Genomic DNA, 23,519 nt, shown 5'->3' with positions numbered 1-23,519 from the left:
GAGAAGAATCCGAATGGAGGTGCCTGAAATGGCCAAAATTATTGCGATTAATCGCAAATACTTTACCCTAATTTTAAGTGCGTTCTTAGTCTGCTTGATTGGAATTGCTGGAGTAACCCTCTGGAAAACGGCACAAGCAAGTGCGAATGGACCCGTCCCTGAAGTAAAAATGTTGGGAGTTGCCGTAGAACCCAGTTCTTTTACTCAAGATTTAACGTATGGAACAGTTACAATTAAATCCAGTCAAGTTATCAATGCTAACAAATTTGACCTCATTGCCACGGTTCAAAATACGACAGGTGGAAAAATGTCGAATATACCTGTTGAGCTGGAAGTCTCATTAGTAGGGGATAACGCACAAAAAGTCAGCAAAATTGGTACCTTGCCATCTCTTGATCCCGGTGCTACGGCAAGAGTAGCCTTCCGTGATATTAAAGCCTTAGGTGATGCAGCAGGTAAAAGCGCAACAGCCGGGCAACATAAAATTACCCTGAGAATTAAGCCCAATGCGGAAGGTGGCATAACCCAAGCCACTGAGGCGAGCTTTTTCTTTAATGTAGATTCCACTGTAAAAGCGCCCAACGCAGCTAAATAAATAACAATATCAAAAATGATAATTATACCAAGAGTGATAAATATATCATTAAAGATAATTATATCATTAATTGAAAAATTCTAAGGACGATAAAAATATACAATTATACCTATTTTTGATGCTTAACAATCCAGCTGATCTTTGAGACCGTTGAGGTGCAAAAAAAATTGTACCTCTTTTTTCTATTTCTTCACTATTGGGACATAATAGGTTTAGACGCAGAGAAAAACACCCTCCGATAGTTTAATTTTCAGAACAGGACAAAAACCATTACCATATATTGCTAAAAGAAGGAGAGGGTGAGCATAATGAATCTCCATGAATATATAATTGCAAACCAGAGCAATAATTCGCAAAATAAGGACACTCAGATTATTAATGTGGGGTTCTCACTTCTTTCCCGCGTCAGTTCTGTTCCAGGGAGTCCCGTCTTTACATTTCTTCAACCCCTTATTAATAGTCGTTTATTCTTAGCCCCTTGGATTTTATTAGGCTCTCAAATTCTATTGCTTTTGGCGAAACATGTTTTTCACCTTGAAAAATTAACCGTTCTCGATATAGCTAGAGGACAAAGACTCCAGATACCTATCGAGGAATTACAGAATTTAATTCGCTATTTGTGCTCTCGGCAAACCCAGGCGACATCCAATCAAGATTCCAATTTTGATACCGCCCAAAACGGTACCGACCCTATTCCCTTCCCGACAGAACTACCACCCGGTAGTCCAGGATATTTAGCTATTTTTGTATCTGTAGATTATACGGATGAATTGTACACTCCAACTCTTTTTTTCTTTGTACCGATATTGAGCTTTCCTGGCTTAAGAGGAGCTTTACCATTTCTTATCTTGGCCATATTGGCTATAATCTTTGTACGTTGCGTCGTCCCGCCGGAGACGACAGGGGCAAAACCAGAACCAAAACCGAGAATGGAGCAGAATCAATCCTTTAATCTACGCTCAGAAGACGTGACGGCAATTCTAAGGCGTTTTGGCAGGTTTTTTAACTCTCCCTAATTTGTTCCTTCTCCGAAATTAGTGTAGAATTGAGCCTGTAATGGCTATCTTAAATATATTAAAGGAAGTGTATTACTTCATGGAACAGGATAATAAGCTCGGACGGGAACGTCTATCTAGCTTAGTCATACTTTTTTGCCTAACCCTTACGATTCTAACTTCAATAGGAGTAAATTACCTGGATGTAAAAGTACTCAATATTGAGCTCATAGATCGTGAACTCTATTCCATCATAACGGAAAAAGGGAATGTAAATATCCACCCGGATGATATTCTTCGTATTGAACGAACCTATACCAAAGAAGCCTTTACCGGCGAACCTGTAGAGCTGGACAAAATTTATACCGATAAAGGATTTGTTTTCCTTTCCTCACAAGCACGCTATGCTGAAAGTGGTAAGAAATTAATGAATTCAGTGGATTATTATGGGCTTCCTTTGTGGGAGCGTTCAGGCGTGGATTGGAAGTCTTTAAAAAAATACAGTTATGCAGTGGGAACTCCTGCTCAGCAGGTTCCTATTCTCTTTTTTCTTATTTCTCTTCAATACGCTGCCTTATCTATAGGTGGAATAGCTTTACTTATTCTCATTTTTCCCCTTCGCTTAGAGGAAGAGGATTGGGAGAATTCCTCATCTTTTGTTCAGGAAGAGCAGGAACTAATCCAGGAAGAACAGGATGAACCTCAGAAGGAAGTACTTAAATCCTTTGCGAAGTAATCCCCGAGGAAATAACAAAAAGAGCCAATTGGCTCTTTTTGCGCATTATCAGATGAGATTATAATTCACGACTGACATATTCGACAAGGTCGGCTACACGGCAGGAATAACCCCATTCATTATCATACCAAGAGATTACTTTAATAAGGTTGTCCTCCATAACCATAGTGGATAGGCCATCAACGATGGATGAGGCGGAGTTACCATTAAAATCACTTGAAACTAGGGGAAGCTCGGTGTAATCTAGAATTCCCTTCAGCTTATTTTCGCTGGAGTTGCGTAAGACTCCGTTGAGTTCTTCAATCGTTGTGCTTTTTTCAATTTCTGCCACTAAATCAATAACAGATACATTGGGGGTGGGGACACGCATAGCAAAACCGTTGAGCTTTCCGTTAAGTTCAGGTAAAACAAGTGCTACAGCCTTTGCCGCTCCTGTAGTGGTAGGAATGATGGAAAGTCCTGCTGCCCGGGCTCGGCGTAAATCCTTATGGGATTGATCCAAAATTTGCTGGTCGTTGGTGTAAGAATGAACAGTGGTCATTAACCCCCGCTTGATTCCGAAATTCTCGTGAATCACCTTGGCTACAGGAGCCAGACAATTGGTCGTGCAGGATGCATTGGATATGATATGGTGTTTTTGGGGATCATATAGTTCTTCATTTACGCCCATGACAAGGGTAACATCTTCCTCCTTGGCAGGAGCAGAAATAACGACTTTGCGCGCGCCATTTTTGAGGTGCTTTTGACAGGCCGGCCCATTATTGAACTTTCCGCTGGACTCAATAACAACATCCACGCCTAATTCACCCCAAGGAATATCTCCGGGATCTGTGTGGGAAACTACCTTAATCAATTGTCCATCTACAGTGAAACCATCCTCAGTGTGCTGGACATGGGCAGGGAAAATACCATGTACGGAATCGTATTTTAAGAGATGAGGTAAAATCTCACCTGTTGATCGATTATTGACGGCAACGATTTCAATGTTTTCTCTTCCGTAAGCAGCCCGAAAAACGTTCCGCCCAATTCGACCAAATCCATTAATCCCAATTCGAATTGTCAACTTACCGCACTCCTTTAATCTAAATTCGTTACATCCATTTGATAGTTTAACATCTTTTTCAGTATGACACAATTACTTTTAAGACGTAAATGTGACATACTTGTATGGCTCCATTTGTCAGCCCTAGCCCAGTCGAAGCTTAGTTGCCCATGATTTTAAAACGATAAAGTTTTATGCTTTTTAATACGTATAAAAAGGAGGCCGTTCAATGCAAGTCACTGTGACGCATATTAAAGGAATGCACTTTGAAGGAGAAGGTCAATCTAAGCTGAGAACACAAATTGACAGCAGCGTTACCACAGGGGGATCAGGATATGGCTCCAGTCCTATGGAGCTTGTGCTCATGGCTGTGGCAGGCTGCAGTGGAATGGATAGTGTCATGATCTTAGAAAAAATGCAGATTACCTATGAACGATTTGAAATCTCAGTAATGGGGGAGAGAGCAGCAGAACACCCTCGTATTTTTACCGATATTGAACTAACCTTTAAGTTCTGGGGAAGCAATCTTCCTAAAGAAAAACTTCTCCGGGCTATTCAATTATCCATGGAGAAATATTGCAGTGTGGCCAATATGATAGATAAGGTTGCCAATCTTACATACAAATTGGAAACTTATCCAAATTAAATGGCATCGTTAATAAATAATTAATATTGAGAGAGTTGAACCCATAGTTGGCATTTGTTATACTGGTCGTGTTTAGATTAACATTAGGATAAGCATTTATACTAAGCCGCATTTTAAATGCGGCTTGTTTTTAGCTGTTCAAAATGTAATTTCATGATATAATTTCATGGTGCACAAGGGCAACCAACGACTTGTCCTTGTTACTAGGGTGGAGAAAAAATAAAAGTGCTATTCTGATTCTTGTGAGTAAAGCTATGCTTACAGGTCTTCTCTGGGCTATTTGCAAGAGCAACAGTATCTTAAGCTTTAATTTTTTATGAAAATTATAATGAAAAAGAACACGATAGAGGAGTGATCAAGGCACATGATGAAGAAAAAGCGCAGAGTTCGTTGGAAAATGATTGTTACTTTCTTGGTTTTTAATATAATCTTTGCCGGTTGTCTCGTTCCCTTTGTGCTATTTTGGGGACCATTTGAAGCATTAAAAGTTATGGCAGTAGGTGCAGTAGAAACATCACGTCACCCCCAGGTGGTTCGCTTCTTTCTTTCCGAGGAAAGGATCAGTGAAATTATGCACACTTATGATGGTTATGGTACACAAGTAGGGGGAAATATTGACAGACAAACCAATGTTGAAGATACTTCGTCCGGTATCGTTATTGAAGATATACAAGGTCAGAATTTCAAGGGAAAAGTTATGCTCATAAGCGATCCCAAGCGTGTAAAATTAGCTGTTACCCAGGAAATTGGAGTAGCCGGGGAGAGACTCTCGGATATGGTGAAACACTCAAGTGCTATTGCCGGTATCAACGCCGGAGGCTTCTATGATCCTAATGGTGAAGGCAATGGAGCATTTCCTGATGGTATTACAGTACAGAACGGGGAAATCGTTCACAATAATGTAGGGAATAAAGTGGTTGATTTTATTGGTCTTGATGCAGAGGGTAAATTGATTATTGAACCTATGAATGTTGATCAAGTTAAAGAAAAGAATATTCGGGAAGGTGTCAGTTTTTATCCTCCCTTGGTTAAGAAGGGTAAGCCTGCCGTCTCCGGGGATGGCGGTTGGGGTATTGCTCCCCGTACCGGAATAGGCCAACGTGCGGATGGGACCATTATTTTTGTAGTGATCGATGGACGTCAGCCTACCTGGAGTATTGGAGCAACTTTAAGAGATATGATGAATGTCTTTTTAGAGTATGATGCTGTAGAAGCGGTTAATCTGGATGGCGGATCCTCTTCCGAGATGGTTTATAATGGCAAGATCATTAATAAGCTCTGGAATATTTTTGGCGAACGATATATCCCCACCGGGTTTGTAGTTATGCCTTAATTTGGGGAAGAATGAAGGGGGTGTATTCTTGAAAAGAAAGACTCGTACTCTTATCAGAACAATGACCAGTTGGGTTATGGTTTCATTAATGCTTCAATTTGCTTTTTACTATGTCCTCAATCATAAAATCGAAGGCGTCATGGCACCGGTTATAGCTCAACCTATTGTAGTTGAGAGCTTGGAAGCTGAGATACCGGGTACCAATCTGGAGAACCTGCAGCTCTCTTTTGGGAAAGATTATTTAGCTTATCAAGAGAACGGCATGCTCAAGGTTTACAATCTGAAACAAGAAAAAGTCGTTTTTGAGAAATCTCCCCAGGGGGATAGCAAATATGATATGGGAGCAATCTATTATCAATGGCTCCCGGATCGGGACACTCTTGTCTATTTCTATGCCCGCAAGAACCCTAATCCTACGACCACCGTGCAGGTTCCTATAGAAGAGCCGGCGGAAAATAATGTTACACCTCCGGCGACAACTGAGCCCGATGCTGTGGAGGATCCCAATCAGGCACCGGGTACCGGATCCCAGACTCAGCAAGAGCCAGTAAAGAAGACCCCAAAGACTCGTACGGAAATCCGCTACAACAATCCACAAATTACCGAAGTCTATACTTTAGAGCTGCCTCCCAGTGATGAAGAGGGGACGGCACCGGATGATCGGTATAACCGCAGTATTGATAGCTTCCCTGCGGTCGGGGATATCAAGCAGATGGTGGTATCCACCTTTACCAATTTGCTCTATCTTGCTATTGAAAATGACGGGAAGTTTCAGCTTATGGAAATAGATATTATGAAAAATGTCCGCACATTGAACCAAGCGGGGGAAGTCATTACCCAGATGGCAGCTTCGGATAAGTTTGGAACCCTGTATGCAAAAAGCATTTCCGGAAAATCAGAGAGAATCATTGCTTTGCAAGGTTGGAACAGGGAAGTGGTATCTGAGGACTCTGATGATGTGATTTTAGGAAATAGGGGAGGCACTCTTTACCTGGGGCATGTTAAAGATAACAAATTAGTGAGTATCCGCAGTGGAGAAGAGAATTCCGAAGAAAAAAGCCTGAAATTCAAAACGATTTGGGAAGGCTCCATACCTTACGATGATCCCAAAGGTGTTATCATCGGGGCTAATCGTGAAATTATTGTCTATGATGATTTGACGGCCTATATTATCAGTGAAGGTAAGGACAAAGAAGTAAAACTCAGTGGAGAAGAAAATTATATCTCTTCTGATGGGGTTGAAGTCATTCAAGTCACACGAGAAGGTATGTCCACCAAAGTAAAGCTACATCCTCTGGAATAAGTCAAAGGCGGAAGAGTAATATCTTCCGCCTTTTGAATCATGGTTTTGTTTTTTGATTTTCTAAGTCCTCAGAGTCCTCAGAATCAGATTTATCATAATCAGAATCTGAATCCTTATTGTCCCCTAAACCACTAGAGTCTCCGGTTATTTTTTTAAATTGCAGCTCCAACTGATTGAGCATCTCCCGTATCTGTTCGATTTGCTTCAAGAGGGCTTGGGTCTCATCTTCTGCGTCGATCGTCGGTTCCTGATCCTCTTCGGAGTCTAAGGACGCAGGCGCGAAAGCAGATACATTAGCTTGAGGAGGAGGAGAGAGCTTCAGTCTAACCCCAAAAAGTTGAGCAAGAGCCTCTTCGAAGGTCTCACTCATAACAATTTTATCCCCATAGGCCACGACGACCCGTTTCATTTCGGGAGTGCTGCCTCCTTTTTCGGATTGTAAATAAATCGGCTCAACATATAGAAAACTATTGGCTATCGGAAGTACTAATAAATTGCCGCGAATGACACTGGAGCCTCTTTGACCCCATAAGGCCAGCTGCTTTGAGATTTCGGGATCCTGGTCGATCCGTAATTCAACTTGGAGAGGACCATCCACTTCACTGTTTTTGGGAATTTTATAGAGTCTTAACTCCCCGTAATATTCACCATCCATACGGGCAGCCAACCAAGCCACCATATTATTTCTAATATTGCTTGAACTGGATGAAGGAGTGAAGGGAATCATCAAAATCAACTCAGGATGATCACTGCCGGGGAGTTGCATAACACTGTAATAAGGGGCAATGTTCTGAGGCTCTGAAGCAAAGAGTTCCTTGGCAATATCCCAAGCGTCTTCCTTATTATAAAATACAGTAGGATCTGTCATATGAAAATTCTTGAGCATAGTGCTCTGAATCGTAAACAGGGTCTCGGGATAGCGAAGATGTGACTTGAGAGTGTCAGACATTGCGGATAAATCTTTAAAAACTCCAGGAAATATTTTGCGATAGGTCTGCAAGATGGGATCCTTGGCATCCACTGCAAAGAATTCAACTGTTCCATCATAAGCATCCACTACGACTTTCACAGAGTTACGAATATAATTGATTTCCCGTTCGGGGGTCATACTGGAATAAGGAAAAGTGTCAGACACAGTATAGGCATCTATAATCCATTTGAGCCGTCCTTCATCAACAACTAAATAGGGATCATCATCGTATTGGAGGAAGGGCACAAGCTTCTCTACACGATCCATGATATTGCGATGCAAGAGGATACGGCTTTGGGAATTGATTTCGTTAGCTAAATAAAAGCGCAAAGTTCCATGCTTTATAGAAAGCATAAGCCGGTTGAAGGGAGTCAGTTGAATGCCCGATTTGCCCCCATAGCGTGTTTCCGCATTGGAGCCACCTGCCGGATAATCAAATTCCTTTAAATCCGTATTGACAACAACCCAGTCATGGGTTAGTTCTCCGAAATAAATGCGGGGCTGGCTTAGTTGAAACTCTTGATAATCGGTAGCCGGTGGCACATCTTTAATGGCAAAGGCGGGGAGTCCTTCAGGTGTGACGGCATTGGCAAAAGAAGCAACTACTCCAAAACCATGAGTATATTTGAACCGTAAATTAACAAAGGTTTGAGCGGTCCTTTCTAAATCCTGATAGGAGAACTCACGGGGGGCAAGCATAACTTGCCGATACTCCCCATTGACCCTATAGCGGTCAATATCAATATCATGGAATTTATAATATGGACGTATACCCTGTTTTTGGGTATAGGTTTGGAGCATAGGGTGAGGGTCATTGAGGCGGACATTATTCAAGGTCGGCAGCTCTTTTTGGATAGTCTCAGAAGTCAAAGGCTGGTTGGTCTGATAGTCTTCTTCCATAATTTGATCAAGGCCATAGGCAAAACGGGTTAAAGCGATTTCATTTTGAATGTATGGTATTTCTTTTTCCAATTCATTGGGGATCACTACCATGGATTGAAGAACCATTGGCCAAAGACCGGAAAGAAGAGGTATGCTGATAAAGATGGTCAAAATAGGGAGTGTTAGCAAACGCACCTCGTTCTTAAAGAAGGATAGGCCTCCCCCGATAAAGCCCAAAGCACATAGAATCATCAATGCTTTTAAGGCCGGCAAGGCAGCATGAATGTCTGCGTATCCTGAACCTAAGACTAATCCGTGTTGAGAATAAAGCAATCGGAAGGTATCAAAATAACAGCCAAATCCTTTGAAGAGAAAAAGTACCGTAATAAGTATGGCAAGATGGCGCCGGGCAGCAGGATTAATCTCGACAGCTTCTTTCCTCCAAATAAGAAAAGATTGAAAATGGATAACACCGGTAAAACTATAGAATAATACCGTAAAAAATGTGAGTAAAAAAAGCGGTCCGAAAAAAGCATTATAAATGGTATAGAAAAAAGGTAATTGAAAAACATAGAAGCCTAAGTCTTTAAAAAAGATGGGATCCCCTTGCCCAAAGGGAGTGGAGTTTAGAAAGGTCAGAACTTCAAGCCAACCGGTAAAGCCTGTAACGAAGCTGACCCCAAAACTGATCAGGACTGAAACGATAATGAGCCAAATTGTCATTTTACGCTGGCTTAAGTGATAAAGTGGACGGTCCATTTCATGAACTAAGCGTAAACGTTTCCTTAGTCGTTCATTGACGAAAGTTAAGATGGCGTGACGTATAGAAAATAGGGTACCTGCGATAAAGGTGAAGAGAATGGTCCCGTTGACAATTTGAATGAGTCCTTTACTTATTAATGGAGTCCAAAAAAGCTGGCTGTATCCCAGGTCGGAATACCATAAATAATCTTCGAAAAGTCCGCTGAGTGTAATTAGAAGCAATAATCCTATCCCTAGAAGGACCAATAAGAAACGTGCTGTTCGTCTCAATCCCATACCCCCTTTACTCGTGAAGTTGTTGCCTATAGGTATTCTGCCCAATCCTAGAAAAACCCTGCACTCCTATCTTCTTATATTCAAAAATTGCTAAAAATAGTTAGGGTTTTGAGTTAAATTGTGATATAATTATCTTTGTTTTTTATTGCCAATATTTTTTGTTGTAACAATTAAGTAAATTTTTATTATATTCTGTAAATTAAATGACTTGTCTTTTTTCTCTTGTTGTACTATGCTGTACATGTGAGATTATGTATCTTTTATAAGCAAAAAGGGTTAGAGGAGGGAGTTTTTTGCATTTCGTAGTTTGTCTAAAACAAGTTCCGGACTCGTCTGAAGTTCGGATTGACCCCAAAACGAACACGCTAATGCGTGAAGGGGTACCATCGATTATTAATCCATATGATGCCCATGCCCTTGAAGAGGCAATCCGTCTTAAGGAGAAAATGGGCGGGAAAGTTACTATCGTCACAATGGGTCCTCCACAAGCAAAAGAAGCACTCCGGAAGGCTATGTCCTTTGGGGCGGATCGCGCTATTCTTTTAAGCGATCGGGCATTCGGTGGCTCAGATTCTTTGGCAACAGCTTATATTATAACCCAAGCCATTTTAAAGATTCATGAAACAGAACCTGTAGATTTAGTATTGGCCGGCAAGGAAGCTATCGATGGGGATACTGCTCAGACAGGTCCCGGAATTGCTTGCCGCTTAGGCTTTCCGCAATTGACTTATGTTATTAAAGTTACTGATATTAATAAGGATACCATAACCGTTCAGCGTAAGCTTGAAACAGGTAAAGAAGTGGTACAAGCTAAATTACCGGCACTTCTGACCGTTGAAAAGGAGCTTAATGATTTGCGTTATGCTTCCTTACCCAATATGATGAAGGCTGCTTCCTATGAACCTGAAGTCATCGACTCCAAGTCCTTTGAGTTCGATGTGACTCAAATGGGACTTAAGGGGTCGCCCACCAGTGTGAATAAGATTTTTGCCCCGCCTGCCCGTTCAGGTGGAGAAACCTTTGATGGCACGAAAGATCCACAAGGTGTAGCCGCCCAAGTGGTGGAGAAAATGTTCCAGCATAATATTATCATGGTTAATCCCGCTGCGAAGGGAGGCAATCGGTAATGGCAGTTATCATAGGTCCTGGCTGTATTAGTTGTGGAATTTGTGTCGGGGAATGCCCCGTCGAAGCCTTGGAATTAGGGGGTAGCGGCGTAGTCGTCGATGCCGGAAAATGTACCGAATGTGGGGACTGCGTAAGTTCTTGTCCCAGCAATATTCTCTCTTTACCTGAAGGAGCCGGAAAAAGTGCTGAGGAAACAAAAGAAACCTCCCCTGAGCCATCTCAAGGAAGTGCACCTGCAGCAAAGGTAGAGAAGAAAGCAGCACCTGTCCCTGGTGGAGATGTTTGGAGTGGGGTATGGGTCGTCATAGAATATAACCGCGGCGAAGTGGCTCCTGTTTCCTGGGAACTTCTGGGTGAAGGACGCAAGCTGGCTAATGATATTGGTTGTGAATTAGCCGGTGTCCTCGTAGGTCATGATGTGGAAGCCGTTATTCCGGAAGCTTTTGCCCACGGAGCAGAAAAAGTCTATGTGGTGGATGATCCTGTTCTCAAGGATTATCGGACACAGCCTTATGCCGAAGCGATCACCGATCTCGTTCGCAGGTACCAGCCTGAGATTATCCTCATGGGTGCTACCGCCATGGGACGTGACGTATTCCCTGTTGTTGCGACAAAGATGCAAACAGGCTTAACAGCTGATTGCACCGTGTTGAGTATTGATCCTAATTCCAAGCTTTTGCTGCAGACCCGTCCTGCTTTCGGCGGCAATATCATGGCGACCATTCTCTGTAAAACCCGCCGTCCACAAATGGCCACGGTCCGTCCCAGGGTTATGGCCATGCCTGAACGAGTTGAGGGCCGGACAGGTGAAGTGGTTCGTGAAGAGCTAGGAATGGCAGAAGATGAAATCTTAACAAAAATTGTTGACTTTATTAAAGGCGATGCGAAAAGCATCTTCTTAGACAAAGCTGAGATCCTCGTGGCTGTCGGCTTAGGGCTTGCCTCTAAGAAAAACATGGTTCTAGCAGAGGAATTAGCTGAAGTACTCGGTGCAACCCTTGCGGGAACCCGTGGTGCAGTGGAAGCAGGTTGGATTACCCATGACCGGCAAGTTGGTCAAACAGGTGTAACGGTTCGACCAAAGCTCTATATTGCCATCGGTATCTCTGGAGCTATCCAGCACTTAGTGGGAATGGAAACATCCGACAGCATTATTGCTATCAATAACGATCCCGATGCTGCAATATTCCGTGTTGCAACCTACGGAATCGTGGGAGATCTTAATGAGGTCGTACCAGCTTTAACAGCTGAGTTTAAGAAACGCCTACAGCACGGCTTGGCGAAATAAGGAGGGCCAACATGGAAAAGTTTGATGTAATCGTCGTTGGAGGCGGTCCTGCCGGCCTATCTGCTGCCATTAGTGCCGCACAAGCCGGAATGAAGACTGCTGTTATTGAACGGGGAGACTATCCCGGTACTAAAAATGTTATGGGTGGGGTACTCTATACTCAGGCTACCAATGAAGTGGTACCTGACTTTTGGAAGGAAGCTCCGTTGGAAAGACCGGTTATCGAGCAACGCTACGCTTTCTTAAGCAAAGATGAAATACTCACCGCCGGTTATCGCGATCCGGCCTGGGGACAAACACCTTATAATGCTCACACAGTATTAAGGGTAAAATTTGACCGCTGGCTGGCCGATCAAGCTGTTAAGGCTGGGGCTATGATCATCACTGAGACTCTGGTTGAGGATCTCCTCTATCACGGCGATGATGTGGTCGGTGTTCGCACAGGTCGTGCTGAAGGAGACCTGGGAGCTAAAGTTGTCATCTTAGCGGAAGGGGCTAATAATTTCTTAGCTTGCAAGGCTGGGCTTGCCAAGCCTCTGCGCCCTGAGAATATGGCCGTTGTGGTTAAAGAAATTATTGAACTTCCCCCTGAGAAAATCGAAGATCGCTTCTGCCTGGAGTCTCATGAAGGGGCAACCATCGAACTTTTCGGTGATTCTACGGATGGAATGATGGGAACATCCTTCATCTATACCAACAAAAACTCCCTCTCCATTGGGGTTGGGGCCATGGTTCACTCTATGTCTGAAAAGGGATGGTCACCTAATGATCTCTTGGAAAACTTAAAAGCTAAACCTTATGTAAAAAGATTGCTGCAAGGTGGGGAAACCAAGGAATACTTGGCTCACCTGATCCCGGAAGGCGGTTACAATGCTATACCGAAGCTTTATCGCCAAGGGGTTATGGTAGTTGGTGATACAGCCATGTTCGTTAACGGTTTGAATCGTGAAGGCTCCAACTTAGCTATGGTTTCTGGTAAAATTGCCGGAAAAGTAGCTGCTGAAGCCATTCAATCCGGAGATATCAGTGCACATGGTATGAGTGTCTATGAGACCCGTCTCCGTGACTCTTTTGTTATCAAAGACCTTTATAAGTTTAGAAAGCTCATGCCTTTCATAGAGTCCAATCCTCATTTGCTGGGCCAATATCCTGAAATCCTTAACCAAGCAGCTCGGATGTACTTCACTGCAGATGGCACACCGAAGGCACAAGTGTTCAGCAATATAATGGATATGATGTTTAAGAAGCGGACCAAGACTGGGCTTGTCAAAGATATGTTTAATGCTTGGAGGGCACTGAAATGAAATTAGATGATAAATTGTATTTGGTGCGCTTTAACACAGACAAATTAAATCACATTAAAATCATCAACGGAGATCTTTGTTTAAAGTGCAAAGACAGGGTATGTACTTTTATTTGCCCTGCCCATGTCTACGACTGGGATGAAGAAGAGAACCGTATTGCCGTTGGGTATGAAGGCTGTCTGGAATGCGGTACCTGCCGTGTAGCTTGCCCTCATGGCAATATTCAATGGGATTATCCACGGGGCGGTTTCGGAGTCTCCTGGAAGAACGGTTGATTTTTGATTCGTAATAATCTTTTTTTGTTAAGACAGTAAAGGGGTAGTGGAATTTCCGCTGCCTCTTTACTGTTTTGACAAACCCCCGGTCATCCCTATAGAATAAGATTATCGGAAAACATAGTTAAATTTTTGTAAAGGAGGGCTTGTTATCCTCGAGCGCATTATTCGCGGGCTTCATGAGGATCTTTGGTCCATTGAGAAGGATTCGGATCAGTGGATTATTGCCCGTAAAGAGGAGAATGGACTGCTTTTTGCTTTTTTTAAGAAAGGTTCTCCCTTGGAAGGACCTCAGGCTTCATTCTCGGCATATCCTTCCACAAAGCATTGGGAAGCGATTATCTTATGTCCGGAAGGCTTGTCTTCCCAGGATCTAACCCAACCTTCTTTAAAAGGAATTCAAGCCTGGTTTATTGATCTACAGACAGGGTCCATTTTTGCTTCCCCGGCAACGGCCAAAAGAGAGCATTTAAATAGGGTATTGTCCTATCTTGAATCCGATTCTCAAGGCTCCTCCGTGGGGGATTCTTCAGAAGTCATAAGGTCTAAGGAAGCTCAACGACGTCCGTATTTAACCTACACTCTCATCGCCATAAACCTTATTGTCTTCGCCTTGATGACCTTAGCTGGGGGCTCCACTCGAACCGGAGTTCTGATTTTATTTGGTGCTAAAGTCAATGCACTCATTATTCAGGGTGAATATTGGCGGTTATTTACAAGCATGTTCCTGCATATTGGTTTTCTTCATCTAGCTTTTAATCTTTATGCACTATGGGCTTTAGGACCTATTGCCGAAGAATTGCTGGGACGAATTCGTTATATCACGGTTTATATTCTCAGCGGAATCCTGGGTTCGGTTGCCAGTTTTCTTTTTACAGATGCTATTTCCGCCGGGGCTTCAGGGGCGATTTTTGGTATCTTAGGTGCTTTAGTGGTTTATTCCCGCCGTAAGCCCTTTCTTTGGAAATCGGGTTTTGGGAAAAGTCTGGCAGTCGTTATTTTGATTAATTTAAGCCTTGGCTTTTTTCAAACAGGAATCGATGTTTATGCCCATATGGGAGGCCTAGTAAGCGGTATGCTTTTAACTTGGATATTTTCCATGAAATAACACTGAATTGACGGTATGCAATTATCGATAAAGGACAAAATAAGTACAGAGCTCATGGTTTCTTAGCAAGGTGGTACTTACAAGACCATCGATAGTTAAGAAAACATGGGCTTTCTTTAATAAATAATCTCATACTATTGGTAAAGAATGATATAATAGTGTTTGCATGAAAATAGGTTATAAACGGTGGGGAAGGTTTATGAAACGTAACTATTTTTCTCGAGAAAAAATTCTTTATATATTCTTAATTCTATCGGCGGCTATCATCGTCGGTCGGTTATTTATGCTACAGGTTATCGATGCCTCTGAGCTCAAGGCCAAAGGGATCGAAAGAAGAACCAGTAGTGAAAGTCTGCAGCCTGAAAGGGGAAAAATCTTAGATGCTCAAGGCAATGTCTTAGCCCAAAGTATACCTGTCAAAGAGGTCTATGGGGATCCACGGGCTATCAATGATCTCATTGAGAAAGAGCAAACCAATTGGACTAAAGAAGATATAGCCGTGAAACTTAGTGAAGTATTAGGTATAGACAAAGATGCTATCCTGGAAAAACTAAATAAAGACCTGGCTTGGGTAAATATTGCCAACCATGTGAGTCTGGAAAAAACTGAGGAAATCAAGGCACTCAAGCTGCCGGGTATCGGGTTTAGCGACCAACAGAAACGTGTCTATCCAATGGATAGGTTAGCTGCATCCGTGTTAGGGATTGTGACCTTAGATGGGAAAGGGGCCGAAGGGTTGGAATCCTTTTATGATAAGGAACTCTATGGTACCCCAGGCTATTCCTCACAGCAATCTCTCCTTAATCCTTCTCAGCTTAATGAGCCTGCTATGAAAGGGGCAGATCTGCAGCTTACCTTGGAATCAACGATACAGCATCTTATTGAGCAGCAATTAGATCAGCTTTTGGAGACGACCCAAGGAAAACATATAGCCATTTTGGCTATGGATCCCATGACGGGGAGGATTTTGGGAATGGGATCACGACCTTCCTACAATCCCAATGACTATTCATCCACTCAGCCCGAAGAACGCCGCAATTTGACCATCAGTATGTCTTATGAACCCGGTTCCACCTTTAAAATCATCACGGGTGCTGCAGCATTGGAAGAGGGAACTTTGAAGCCGGATGATCTCTTTGAAGACCCGGGCTACATACAAATTGGTCCACGTTACATAACCAACTGGGACTCCGATTTCCGACCTCATGGAGAAGTGACATTTACCAAAGGAATGATGCTCTCTTCCAATGTGGTTCTGGCTAAAGTAGGGATGAATTTAGGTAAAGAAACCTTTTATACTTACCTAAAAGCTTTTGGCTTCGGAAGCCGGACGGGGATTGATATCACCGGGGAAGAAAGCGGGCTCCTCGTCCCTCAGAATGAGGCTCGGGATATTGATATGGCCACCATGTCCTTCGGGCAGGCTAACCTGGTTACTCCCGTTCAGCTGTTAACAGCAATATCCAGTATTGCCAATGGTGGAACTCTCTACAAACCCTATATCGTTGATAAAATTACTTTTCCAGACGGAACCATTCAACAGAATAATCCGCAACCCATTCGCCAAGTTATCTCTAAATCAACGGCAGAACAGATGACAGCCGTTCTTGAAGCGGTGGTCGATGAGGGTACCGGCGGAAGAGCAAAAATCCCCGGCATTCGGGTAGCCGGCAAGACAGGAACCGCCCAAAAAGTGGATCCGGAAACCGGAGGATATTCCAAAACGGATTTTATCGCTTCTTTCGCAGCCTATGCCCCTACAGATAACCCTAAGATTGCTATTCTGATCCTCATCGATACCCCTCAGGGAGAGAGTCATCAGGGGGGAACCTTAGCAGGACCTGTTGCCAAAACGATTATCGAAGGGACACTCCAATATTATGGTATTCCTGTGTCCAGTGAAACTCAAAGTGCTGTGAGTGAGATACCGGAAATAAGCTTTGAACGCCCCGCACCGGGGGAAGTCATCCCTGAACGGACACCTTTAAAAGGGGAGACCATTGTCCCTGATTTAACGGGGTTAACCATGCGGCAGGCAGGGGAGAAACTGGCAGAAGCAGAGCTTCATTTTCATTTCTCCGGAACAGGTCTTGTTGGGGGACAAAATCCACAGCCCGGAAAGATAGTCAACGCGGGTACAGTGGTTAATGTTGAATTTTCCACCTTGGATGAAATTTTAGAACAAACAGAAGAACCGCCACCCTCACCCTAAACCTTACTATAATTTCTTTGTTAAAAGGGGCATCCTATAACAAGACATAAGTTGTATGATCCAACGAAGTGGAGGAAAATTATATGAACCTTGAAATTCTTAACCAACAAATTGACGGTCTTAAAGATGAACTGATCAAAGCAGTCCAGGACTGCATCCAATTCAAAAGTGTCAAAGATATGGACCATGCTTCCCCAGGGGCTCCCTTCGGGCCCGGGATCAGGGATTGTTTGGAGTGGACCTTGAGCCTCGGCGAAAGTTTAGGATTTGATGTCAAAAATATTGATGGATATGCCGGTCAGATAGAGATGGGTGCCGGGGAACTTCTGGGCATCCTAGGGCATTTGGACGTGGTTCCAGAGGGGGATGGCTGGTCTGTCCCTCCTTATAGCGGAGCTGTTATGAATGGTCGAATATATGGTCGGGGAGCAATTGACGATAAAGGACCTACTCTGGCAGCTCTCTTCGCCATGAAAGCCATTAAAGATGCCAAAATCCCACTGAATAAGAAAGTACGCCTGATTCTCGGTACGGATGAAGAATCTGGCTGGGAAGATATGGATTATTACAAGCAGAAAGAAGATATACCTGTCATAGGGTTTGCTCCGGATGCTGAATTTCCTTTGATACACGCTGAGAAAGGTATCCTCCACCTGGAATTCAGCAAACAATTCAATCCATTACCCCATCTCAGGGAAATCCAGGGAGGGGAACGGGCCAACGTGGTTCCCGATTCCTGCAGGGTTGTTCTTAATGGGTTTACTCGGGAAGATCTTTCGCAGAAGCTTTCCCATTACACTTTCCCGGAGGGAGTCACGGGAAAACTAGAGACATCTTCAGGAGAGGATGGACTGATCCTTATGTTTAAGGGAGTGGGGGCTCATGGCAGCCTCCCGCAAAAGGGTAAGAATGCCGTACTCCATGCTCTTCAATTCCTCGCAAGCCTGGATCTGAGCCAAGAGGAGGCTGAACTCATTCACTGGTTAAATAACAGGCCGGGAAAGGGATATTTTGGGGAAGGCTTTAATGTTGCTTTTGCTGATGAACCCTCAGGAAAACTAAGTTTAAATTTAGGCATTATGGATCTTTCCGCCCGACATATTCGCTTTGTTATAGATGTAAGATATCCTGTAACCATTAAGGAAGATCAGATCCTCAAGCCGGTTGCAGCATGTGGGCAGGAGATCGGGCTACAAATGCTAACCCTGAGCCATCAGAAGGCCCACCATGTTCCGAAGGATAGCCCTTTGGTAAAGTCTCTTTTAAAGGCTTATTCCGATGTGACAGGCCTTGAAGCTTATGCCTTTGCTATTGGAGGGGGAACTTATGCTAAGGTATTACCCCAAGGAGTAGCTTTTGGCCCCTTACTTCCAGGGGAACCGGAGGTCATTCATTGTCCGGATGAATATATGGCTATTGACAGTCTAATCCTGGCATGCAAGGTCTATGCTCAAGCGATTTTGAATCTGGCAGGAGCTTAAACTTACAACACGAAGCTGGAAGGAGGCTGAGTCTATTGAATAACGCGCAATTATCCAGCGCGAAGAATTTTTTAAAACAACTCTCGGAAAATTCCGGTGTATCAGGATATGAACAAAGTCTGGCTCCTTTAGTTCTGGAATCATTCACTCCTTTAGCCGACCACGTCCGCCAGGATTCCTTGGGTAATATTTATGCTCATAAAAAGGGGACTCAGGGACGATATAAAATTATGCTGGCAGCCCATATGGATGAAATAGGCCTCATGGTAAAAGGGATCGAGCCAAGCGGATTCATTCGTTTTACCGCAGTGGGGGGAGTGGACCAGCGCACCCTGCTTTCTCAAGAGGTTATCATACATGGCAGGAAACCTATTCTTGGGGTCATAGGCTCCATTCCACCTCATTTAATGACCACGGATGAAGAAAAAGCAGTAAAAATTGAACAGATGGGAATAGATGTGGGAATGCCCTCTGAGCAGATCAAAGAGGTCATTCAGGTAGGAGATATCATCACCCTACGGCGGAAAACCTTGGAATTGCTGAATCATGTCCTAGCCGGTAAATCCTTTGATGACCGAGCAGGAGTGGTCGTCATGAAAATATGTCTGGAAGAATTGCAAAGACTGCAACATGTTCATGATGTCATTGCGGTCAGCACGATTCAGGAAGAACTTGGGTACAGGGGGGCAACCACCGGTGCTTATACCTTAAATCCGGATTTGGCCATTGCTATCGATGCAACTCATGCCAGCACACCGGATACCAAGGGACAAGTGGAAAGAGAGTTAGGGAAAGGGCCAGCTATTGCCTTAGGTCCTAATATCCATCCTTTAGTCTATGAAGAATTGCTTAAGGCAGCAAAAGAAGCTCGTATTCCCTATCAGATATTACCTGTTCCAGGTCGCAGCGGCACGGATGCCTGGGCTATTCAGGTGGCTCAAGCCGGTGTACCTACGGGCTTAGTGTCCATACCTTTACGCTATATGCATACCTCCGTAGAAACTATAGATATGCAGGATGTGATCCTTACCGGAAAACTGCTGGCCTATTTTATTGCCGGACTTCCTGAAGACTTGGAGGGAAGAATATGCTACTAAAGACATTATCAGAACTCAATGGTACCTCGGGAGATGAAAAGGAAATCCGCCGTACCCTTGCCACGGAATTAGAACCTTTCGTGCATTCTGCGAGTATAGACAAAATGGGCAACCTCATCGTCCAAAAGAATCCCCAGATTTCAGGTCCCAAGGTGATGATAGCTGCCCATATGGATGAAGTAGCTCTAATGGTGACCTCCATCACCAGTGATGGATTCCTTAAGTTTCAACCCGTTGGCGGTATCGATCCACGGATATTGCTCTCTAAGCCCCTAAAGATTAACGCCTTGATGGGTGTTATCGGTGCCAAAGCAATTCACCTGCAGAAACCCAAAGAGCGGGAGCAAGCCTTGAAAATCGAGCAACTGTATATTGACATCGGTGCCAAATCTAAAGAAGAAGCAGAAAAACATGTAAAGATAGGGGATTATGCCTATTTTTTTACGGAGACAGAAACCCTGGGCCAAGGATATCTAAAGGGCAAAGCCTTTGATGATCGTGTAGGCTGCGCCATACTTGCCGAACTATTAAGAAGAGATTATTCCATTAATCTCGTCGGCGCTTTCACTGTACAAGAAGAAGTAGGGCTCCGGGGGGCAACAGTAGCTGCTTACCATGTCCAGCCGGATTTTGCTATTGTTCTTGAAGGAACTGTATCTGCCCATATGATGGAAGTAGAAGAAGGGGAGTGGGTTACAGAACCGGGAAAAGGTCCCGCACTCTCCATCATGGATAGCTCCACTTTATATCGGCCGCAACTTCTCCGGCAAGTGATCGACCTTGCAGAAAAGATGGGCATTCCTTATCAATTGCGCAGAGGGCATAGCGGGGGAAATGATGCTGGAAGAATTCATCTGACCCGTGAAGGTATTCCCACCATCGCCATCAGCATTCCCTGCCGGTATATTCACTCCACAGTTTCTGTCTTGGCCGAAAAGGATATTGAGAATGCCCTGGGTTTAGTGGACGGTATCTTAAAGGCTATTCCTCACGAGTTTTCTTTCCATTGAACCCAGTCCCTGAAGGAATTAAAAGGAGGACATTCCATGCCATACGATCACAAACCTTTGGATTATACACTTTTGGAGCGATTAACCCAATGCTTTGGTCCATCGGGTGTTGAAGGAAGAGTGACATCCCTTATTGCTGAAGAAATTCGTCCCTACTGTGATGAAATAAACACGGATGCCTTGGGAAACCTTATTGCAGTACGTCGGGGAACAGGCAAAAAAATTATGATTGCAGCCCATGCCGATGAAATCGGGGTGATGATCACTCATATTGATGAGAAGGGTTTTTTGCGTTTTGCCCCTATTGGCGGTGTCTCAATTCAGGGGTTACCTCACCGCCGGGTTGAGTTTCAAAATGGAGTCATTGGAACCATCGGGGTAGAAAAACTTGAAAAACCAAGCGATTTAAAGCTGAATAAGCTCTATATCGATATCGGATCCGCATCCTTTGAGGAAAGTAAAGCTAAGGTTCAGGTAGGAGAAAGCGCTGTCTTTGTGGGACGCTTCCACAAACAAGAAAAGCGCCTTACCTCAAAAGCTCTGGATGACAGGGTGGGATGCTTTATCGCTATCGAAGTGCTGAAACGTCTCCAAACTCTGCATGAAGTGTATTTTGTCTTTACAGTACAGGAAGAGGTGGGGGTTCGTGGTGCTCAAACCGCGGCCTTTGCCCTGGAACCCGATTTAGCCCTTGCTGTGGATGTTACCGGAACGGGGGACACCCCCAAGTCCCACCCTATGGATGTGAAGCTGGGATATGGTGCAGCGATTAAAGTATTTGACCGTTCTATGATTACCCACCCCAAGATTAAGTCGTGGATGGCTCAAACCGCTGAACAGAATCATATTCCTTATCAATGGGAGGTTCTAGAATATGGCGGTACAGATTCCGGGGCTATCCATCTGACCAAGGGAGGAATCCCTTCCGGGGTCGTGTCCATTCCCACCCGCTATATCCATAGTCCCTCGGAAACTGTGGATCAAGGGGATATTGAGGGAGCTGCACAATTGCTTCTGGCTCTCCTGGAAGGACCTGCTGAATTGTAAGCCTAACCATCATCATAAAGAGCGTAAAAGCCGGATTCCCTCCATAGAGTTGGTGGGAGCCCGGCTTTTGTTTTCGGCGTTCATTTAGAGCAATATCATACAAGAACGCCATTGCCGCCTGTGGTACACTAAATATCAGATAACTGAGAAAGGAGGATAAGTTTTATGAAACAGGAAATGAGAATCGTAAAATATGACGCTGAATTGAAAGTTGAAGCCTATCATTTTCAAGGGATTATGCAGAAGTTTCCCAACCATTTTCATGAGTATTATGTGATTGGGTTTATTGAAAAAGGTCAGAGGTTTTTATCCTGCAAAAATAAGGAATATACCATTGAGCCGGGTGATCTTCTGATCTTCAATCCCCGCGACAATCATACGTGCGAACAAATTGATGGCAAAACATTGGATTATCGCTGTATCAATATCCAGCCGGAAATTATGAGTAAGGCGGTCTTGGAAATAACAGGGAAAGAGTATTTGCCCTATTTTACCACTCAAGTCGTTTTTCATAGCGAATTGGTTTCTATACTCCGGGAGCTGCACCAAATGCTTATGGAGGAAGAAAAAGATTTCAGGAAAGAGGAACTATTTTTCTTCCTTTTAGAGCAGCTAATAGAAGAGTATACAGAGCAGACAGTACCGGCAGAAAATATAAAACTAAGCACGGAAACAAGGGCTATCTGTGAATTCTTGGAAAAGCATTACATGGAAACTATCACCCTGGCTGACTTATGCAATTTGACTGGGCTGAGTAAATACTATCTGCTTCGTTCCTTCACAAAGCAAAAAGGCATCTCCCCCTATAGCTATTTGGAAACGATACGGATTGATAAAGCAAAGAAAATGCTGGAGAAGGGGATGTTGCCAATTAACGTGGCGCTATCGACCGGGTTTACCGATCAAAGCCATTTTTCTAACTTTTTCAAAAAGTTTATAGGGCTAACCCCAAAACAATATATGAGCATTTTTAAGGATTCTCAAAGCTGATTTTTTGAATGGAAAGGGTTTTCATGGACACAAAAAAAGAGGTTCAAGGACATTTGTTGGCATTGATTACGATTTTTATTTGGGGTACAACGTTCATATCCACCAAGTTGCTTTTAGAATCAATTACACCCATTGTAATACTGTTTTTAAGGTTTGCGATTGGTTTTCTTGTCTTGCTTCTCGCTTATCCTCACAGGCTCAAGATCAGGGAAAGAACACAGGATTTATATTTCGCCGCCGCTGGTTTATGTGGGGTTACACTGTATTTCTTGCTTGAAAATATGGCACTGACTTATACCTTCGCATCCAATGTAGGGGTAATTGTCTCAATTTCGCCGTTTTTTACCGCCATATTTGCTCATCTGTTTTTAGATACCGAGAAATTGAGAGTGCGGTTTTTTATGGGTTTTAGCGTTGCGGTTGTCGGAATTATCCTCATCAGCTTTAACGGAGGCAACAACCTGCAACTGAATCCGTTGGGAGATATACTGGGCGTTTTAGCTGCCGTGGTATGGGCCGCCTATTCTGTTCTGACAAAGAAAATAAGCGGGTTTCAATACAACACCATTCAGGCAACACGGAGAATTTTCTTCTATGGGTTGGTGTTTATGATACCCGCTTTAATCATATTTGGGTTCAAGCCAGACATAACTGAACTAACACGACCGACTAACCTATTCAATATCCTGTTTTTAGGGTTGGGGGCATCGGCGCTTTGCTTTGTAACATGGAACTCCGCGGTTAAACTATTGGGTGCAGTGAAAACCAGCGTTTATATTTATATGGTTCCCGTCATAACCGTTATTACTGCCGTTATTGTGCTTCGTGAAAGAATTACCGGAGCCTCAGTATTTGGGATTGTACTTACGTTAGCAGGATTATTGATTTCGGAGAGGAAAGGTAGGCATATCCCCGAACACGCAGGAGCGGGTAAGGCTTAGCAACACCAAATTATACTTTAAGCATAGTCACATGGCTATGTTTTTTATTTGCTGTTGTGAACTTAAGAAGTGTGACCCAAAACACAAAACCACAGCCT

The 23,519-nt window shown here is 43.6% G+C and carries 20 protein-coding genes; 18 read left to right on the top strand and 2 right to left on the bottom strand.

Features of this window, described 5'->3' with window-relative positions:
- The first annotated feature begins 28 nt into the window (after nucleotides 1–28).
- From DESDE_RS10915 to DESDE_RS10905, 3 genes are all read left to right on the top strand, one after another.
- Nucleotides 29–595: a COG1361 family protein gene (locus tag DESDE_RS10915; protein WP_014794074.1), complete on the top strand. Its 567-nt coding sequence runs from the start codon at nucleotides 29–31 to the stop codon at nucleotides 593–595.
- A 308-nt stretch (nucleotides 596–903) separates the two neighbouring features.
- Nucleotides 904–1,611, top strand: a complete 708-nt coding sequence (locus DESDE_RS10910) for a hypothetical protein (RefSeq protein WP_014794073.1) — start codon at nucleotides 904–906, stop codon at nucleotides 1,609–1,611.
- Nucleotides 1,612–1,690: 79 nt separating this feature from the next.
- Entirely contained in the window at nucleotides 1,691–2,326 is a 636-nt protein-coding gene (locus tag DESDE_RS10905) for a hypothetical protein (RefSeq protein WP_019850503.1), read from the top strand.
- Nucleotides 2,327–2,384: 58 nt separating this feature from the next.
- Here DESDE_RS10905 and gap read toward each other — a convergent pair whose 3' ends face one another.
- Nucleotides 2,385–3,389 carry a type I glyceraldehyde-3-phosphate dehydrogenase gene (gap, locus tag DESDE_RS10900; protein ID WP_014794071.1) on the bottom strand — a complete coding sequence of 335 codons (1,005 nt, stop codon included), beginning with the start codon at nucleotides 3,387–3,389 and terminating at the stop codon, nucleotides 2,385–2,387.
- A 208-nt stretch (nucleotides 3,390–3,597) separates the two neighbouring features.
- On the opposite strand from gap, the gene DESDE_RS10895 reads away from it, so the two are divergent.
- The 3 genes from DESDE_RS10895 (at nucleotide 3,598) to DESDE_RS10885 (ending at nucleotide 6,650) form a co-directional block, all read left to right on the top strand.
- Nucleotides 3,598–4,014, top strand: coding sequence for an OsmC family protein (locus DESDE_RS10895; protein ID WP_014794070.1), 417 nt, complete (start codon nucleotides 3,598–3,600; stop codon nucleotides 4,012–4,014).
- A gap of 364 nt (nucleotides 4,015–4,378) precedes the next feature.
- Entirely contained in the window at nucleotides 4,379–5,347 is a 969-nt protein-coding gene (locus DESDE_RS10890; protein ID WP_014794069.1) for a phosphodiester glycosidase family protein, read from the top strand.
- Between the two features lie 28 nt (nucleotides 5,348–5,375).
- Nucleotides 5,376–6,650 (top strand): superantigen-like protein SSL4, encoded by a 1,275-nt coding sequence (locus tag DESDE_RS10885; RefSeq protein WP_014794068.1) that lies wholly within the window; start codon nucleotides 5,376–5,378, stop codon nucleotides 6,648–6,650.
- Between the two features lie 37 nt (nucleotides 6,651–6,687).
- On the opposite strand, the gene DESDE_RS10880 is transcribed toward DESDE_RS10885, so the two are convergent.
- Nucleotides 6,688–9,534 (bottom strand): UPF0182 family membrane protein, encoded by a 2,847-nt coding sequence (locus DESDE_RS10880; RefSeq protein ID WP_014794067.1) that lies wholly within the window; start codon nucleotides 9,532–9,534, stop codon nucleotides 6,688–6,690.
- Between the two features lie 299 nt (nucleotides 9,535–9,833).
- Here DESDE_RS10880 and DESDE_RS10875 point away from each other — a divergent pair, with 299 nt between their 5' ends.
- From DESDE_RS10875 to DESDE_RS10820, 12 genes are all read left to right on the top strand, one after another.
- Entirely contained in the window at nucleotides 9,834–10,667 is an 834-nt protein-coding gene (locus DESDE_RS10875; protein ID WP_014794066.1) for an electron transfer flavoprotein subunit beta/FixA family protein, read from the top strand.
- On the top strand, nucleotides 10,667–11,956 hold the full coding sequence (locus tag DESDE_RS10870; RefSeq protein ID WP_014794065.1) for an electron transfer flavoprotein subunit alpha: 1,290 nt from the start codon (nucleotides 10,667–10,669) through the stop codon (nucleotides 11,954–11,956). The genes DESDE_RS10875 and DESDE_RS10870 overlap by 1 nt, the downstream gene beginning before the upstream one ends.
- Nucleotides 11,957–11,967: 11 nt before the next feature.
- Nucleotides 11,968–13,260: an FAD-dependent oxidoreductase gene (locus DESDE_RS10865; protein ID WP_014794064.1), complete on the top strand. Its 1,293-nt coding sequence runs from the start codon at nucleotides 11,968–11,970 to the stop codon at nucleotides 13,258–13,260.
- On the top strand, nucleotides 13,257–13,535 hold the full coding sequence (locus DESDE_RS10860) for a ferredoxin family protein (protein WP_014794063.1): 279 nt from the start codon (nucleotides 13,257–13,259) through the stop codon (nucleotides 13,533–13,535). The genes DESDE_RS10865 and DESDE_RS10860 overlap by 4 nt, the downstream gene beginning before the upstream one ends.
- Before the next feature lie 166 nt (nucleotides 13,536–13,701).
- Nucleotides 13,702–14,643, top strand: coding sequence for a rhomboid family intramembrane serine protease (locus tag DESDE_RS10855; protein WP_172637654.1), 942 nt, complete (start codon nucleotides 13,702–13,704; stop codon nucleotides 14,641–14,643).
- 199 nt (nucleotides 14,644–14,842) lie between these two features.
- Nucleotides 14,843–16,855, top strand: coding sequence for a penicillin-binding protein (locus DESDE_RS10850; protein WP_014794061.1), 2,013 nt, complete (start codon nucleotides 14,843–14,845; stop codon nucleotides 16,853–16,855).
- A gap of 83 nt (nucleotides 16,856–16,938) precedes the next feature.
- Entirely contained in the window at nucleotides 16,939–18,336 is a 1,398-nt protein-coding gene (gene pepV / locus DESDE_RS10845; protein WP_014794060.1) for a dipeptidase PepV, read from the top strand.
- A gap of 35 nt (nucleotides 18,337–18,371) precedes the next feature.
- Complete coding sequence (locus tag DESDE_RS10840; protein WP_014794059.1) at nucleotides 18,372–19,433, top strand: M42 family metallopeptidase; 1,062 nt, start codon at nucleotides 18,372–18,374, stop codon at nucleotides 19,431–19,433.
- Nucleotides 19,424–20,443, top strand: a complete 1,020-nt coding sequence (locus tag DESDE_RS10835; RefSeq protein ID WP_014794058.1) for a M42 family metallopeptidase — start codon at nucleotides 19,424–19,426, stop codon at nucleotides 20,441–20,443. The genes DESDE_RS10840 and DESDE_RS10835 overlap by 10 nt, the downstream gene beginning before the upstream one ends.
- Nucleotides 20,444–20,479: 36 nt before the next feature.
- Entirely contained in the window at nucleotides 20,480–21,490 is a 1,011-nt protein-coding gene (locus tag DESDE_RS10830; protein WP_014794057.1) for a M42 family metallopeptidase, read from the top strand.
- Between the two features lie 165 nt (nucleotides 21,491–21,655).
- Nucleotides 21,656–22,480, top strand: coding sequence for an AraC family transcriptional regulator (locus tag DESDE_RS10825; RefSeq protein ID WP_014794056.1), 825 nt, complete (start codon nucleotides 21,656–21,658; stop codon nucleotides 22,478–22,480).
- A 23-nt stretch (nucleotides 22,481–22,503) separates the two neighbouring features.
- Nucleotides 22,504–23,421 carry a DMT family transporter gene (locus DESDE_RS10820; protein WP_014794055.1) on the top strand — a complete coding sequence of 306 codons (918 nt, stop codon included), beginning with the start codon at nucleotides 22,504–22,506 and terminating at the stop codon, nucleotides 23,419–23,421.
- The last annotated feature ends 98 nt before the right edge of the window (nucleotides 23,422–23,519 follow it).

The sequence above is a fragment of the Desulfitobacterium dehalogenans ATCC 51507 genome, assembly GCF_000243155.2.
Lineage (GTDB): Bacteria > Bacillota > Desulfitobacteriia > Desulfitobacteriales > Desulfitobacteriaceae > Desulfitobacterium > Desulfitobacterium dehalogenans.
This window is presented reverse-complemented; position numbering and strand designations above follow the sequence as displayed.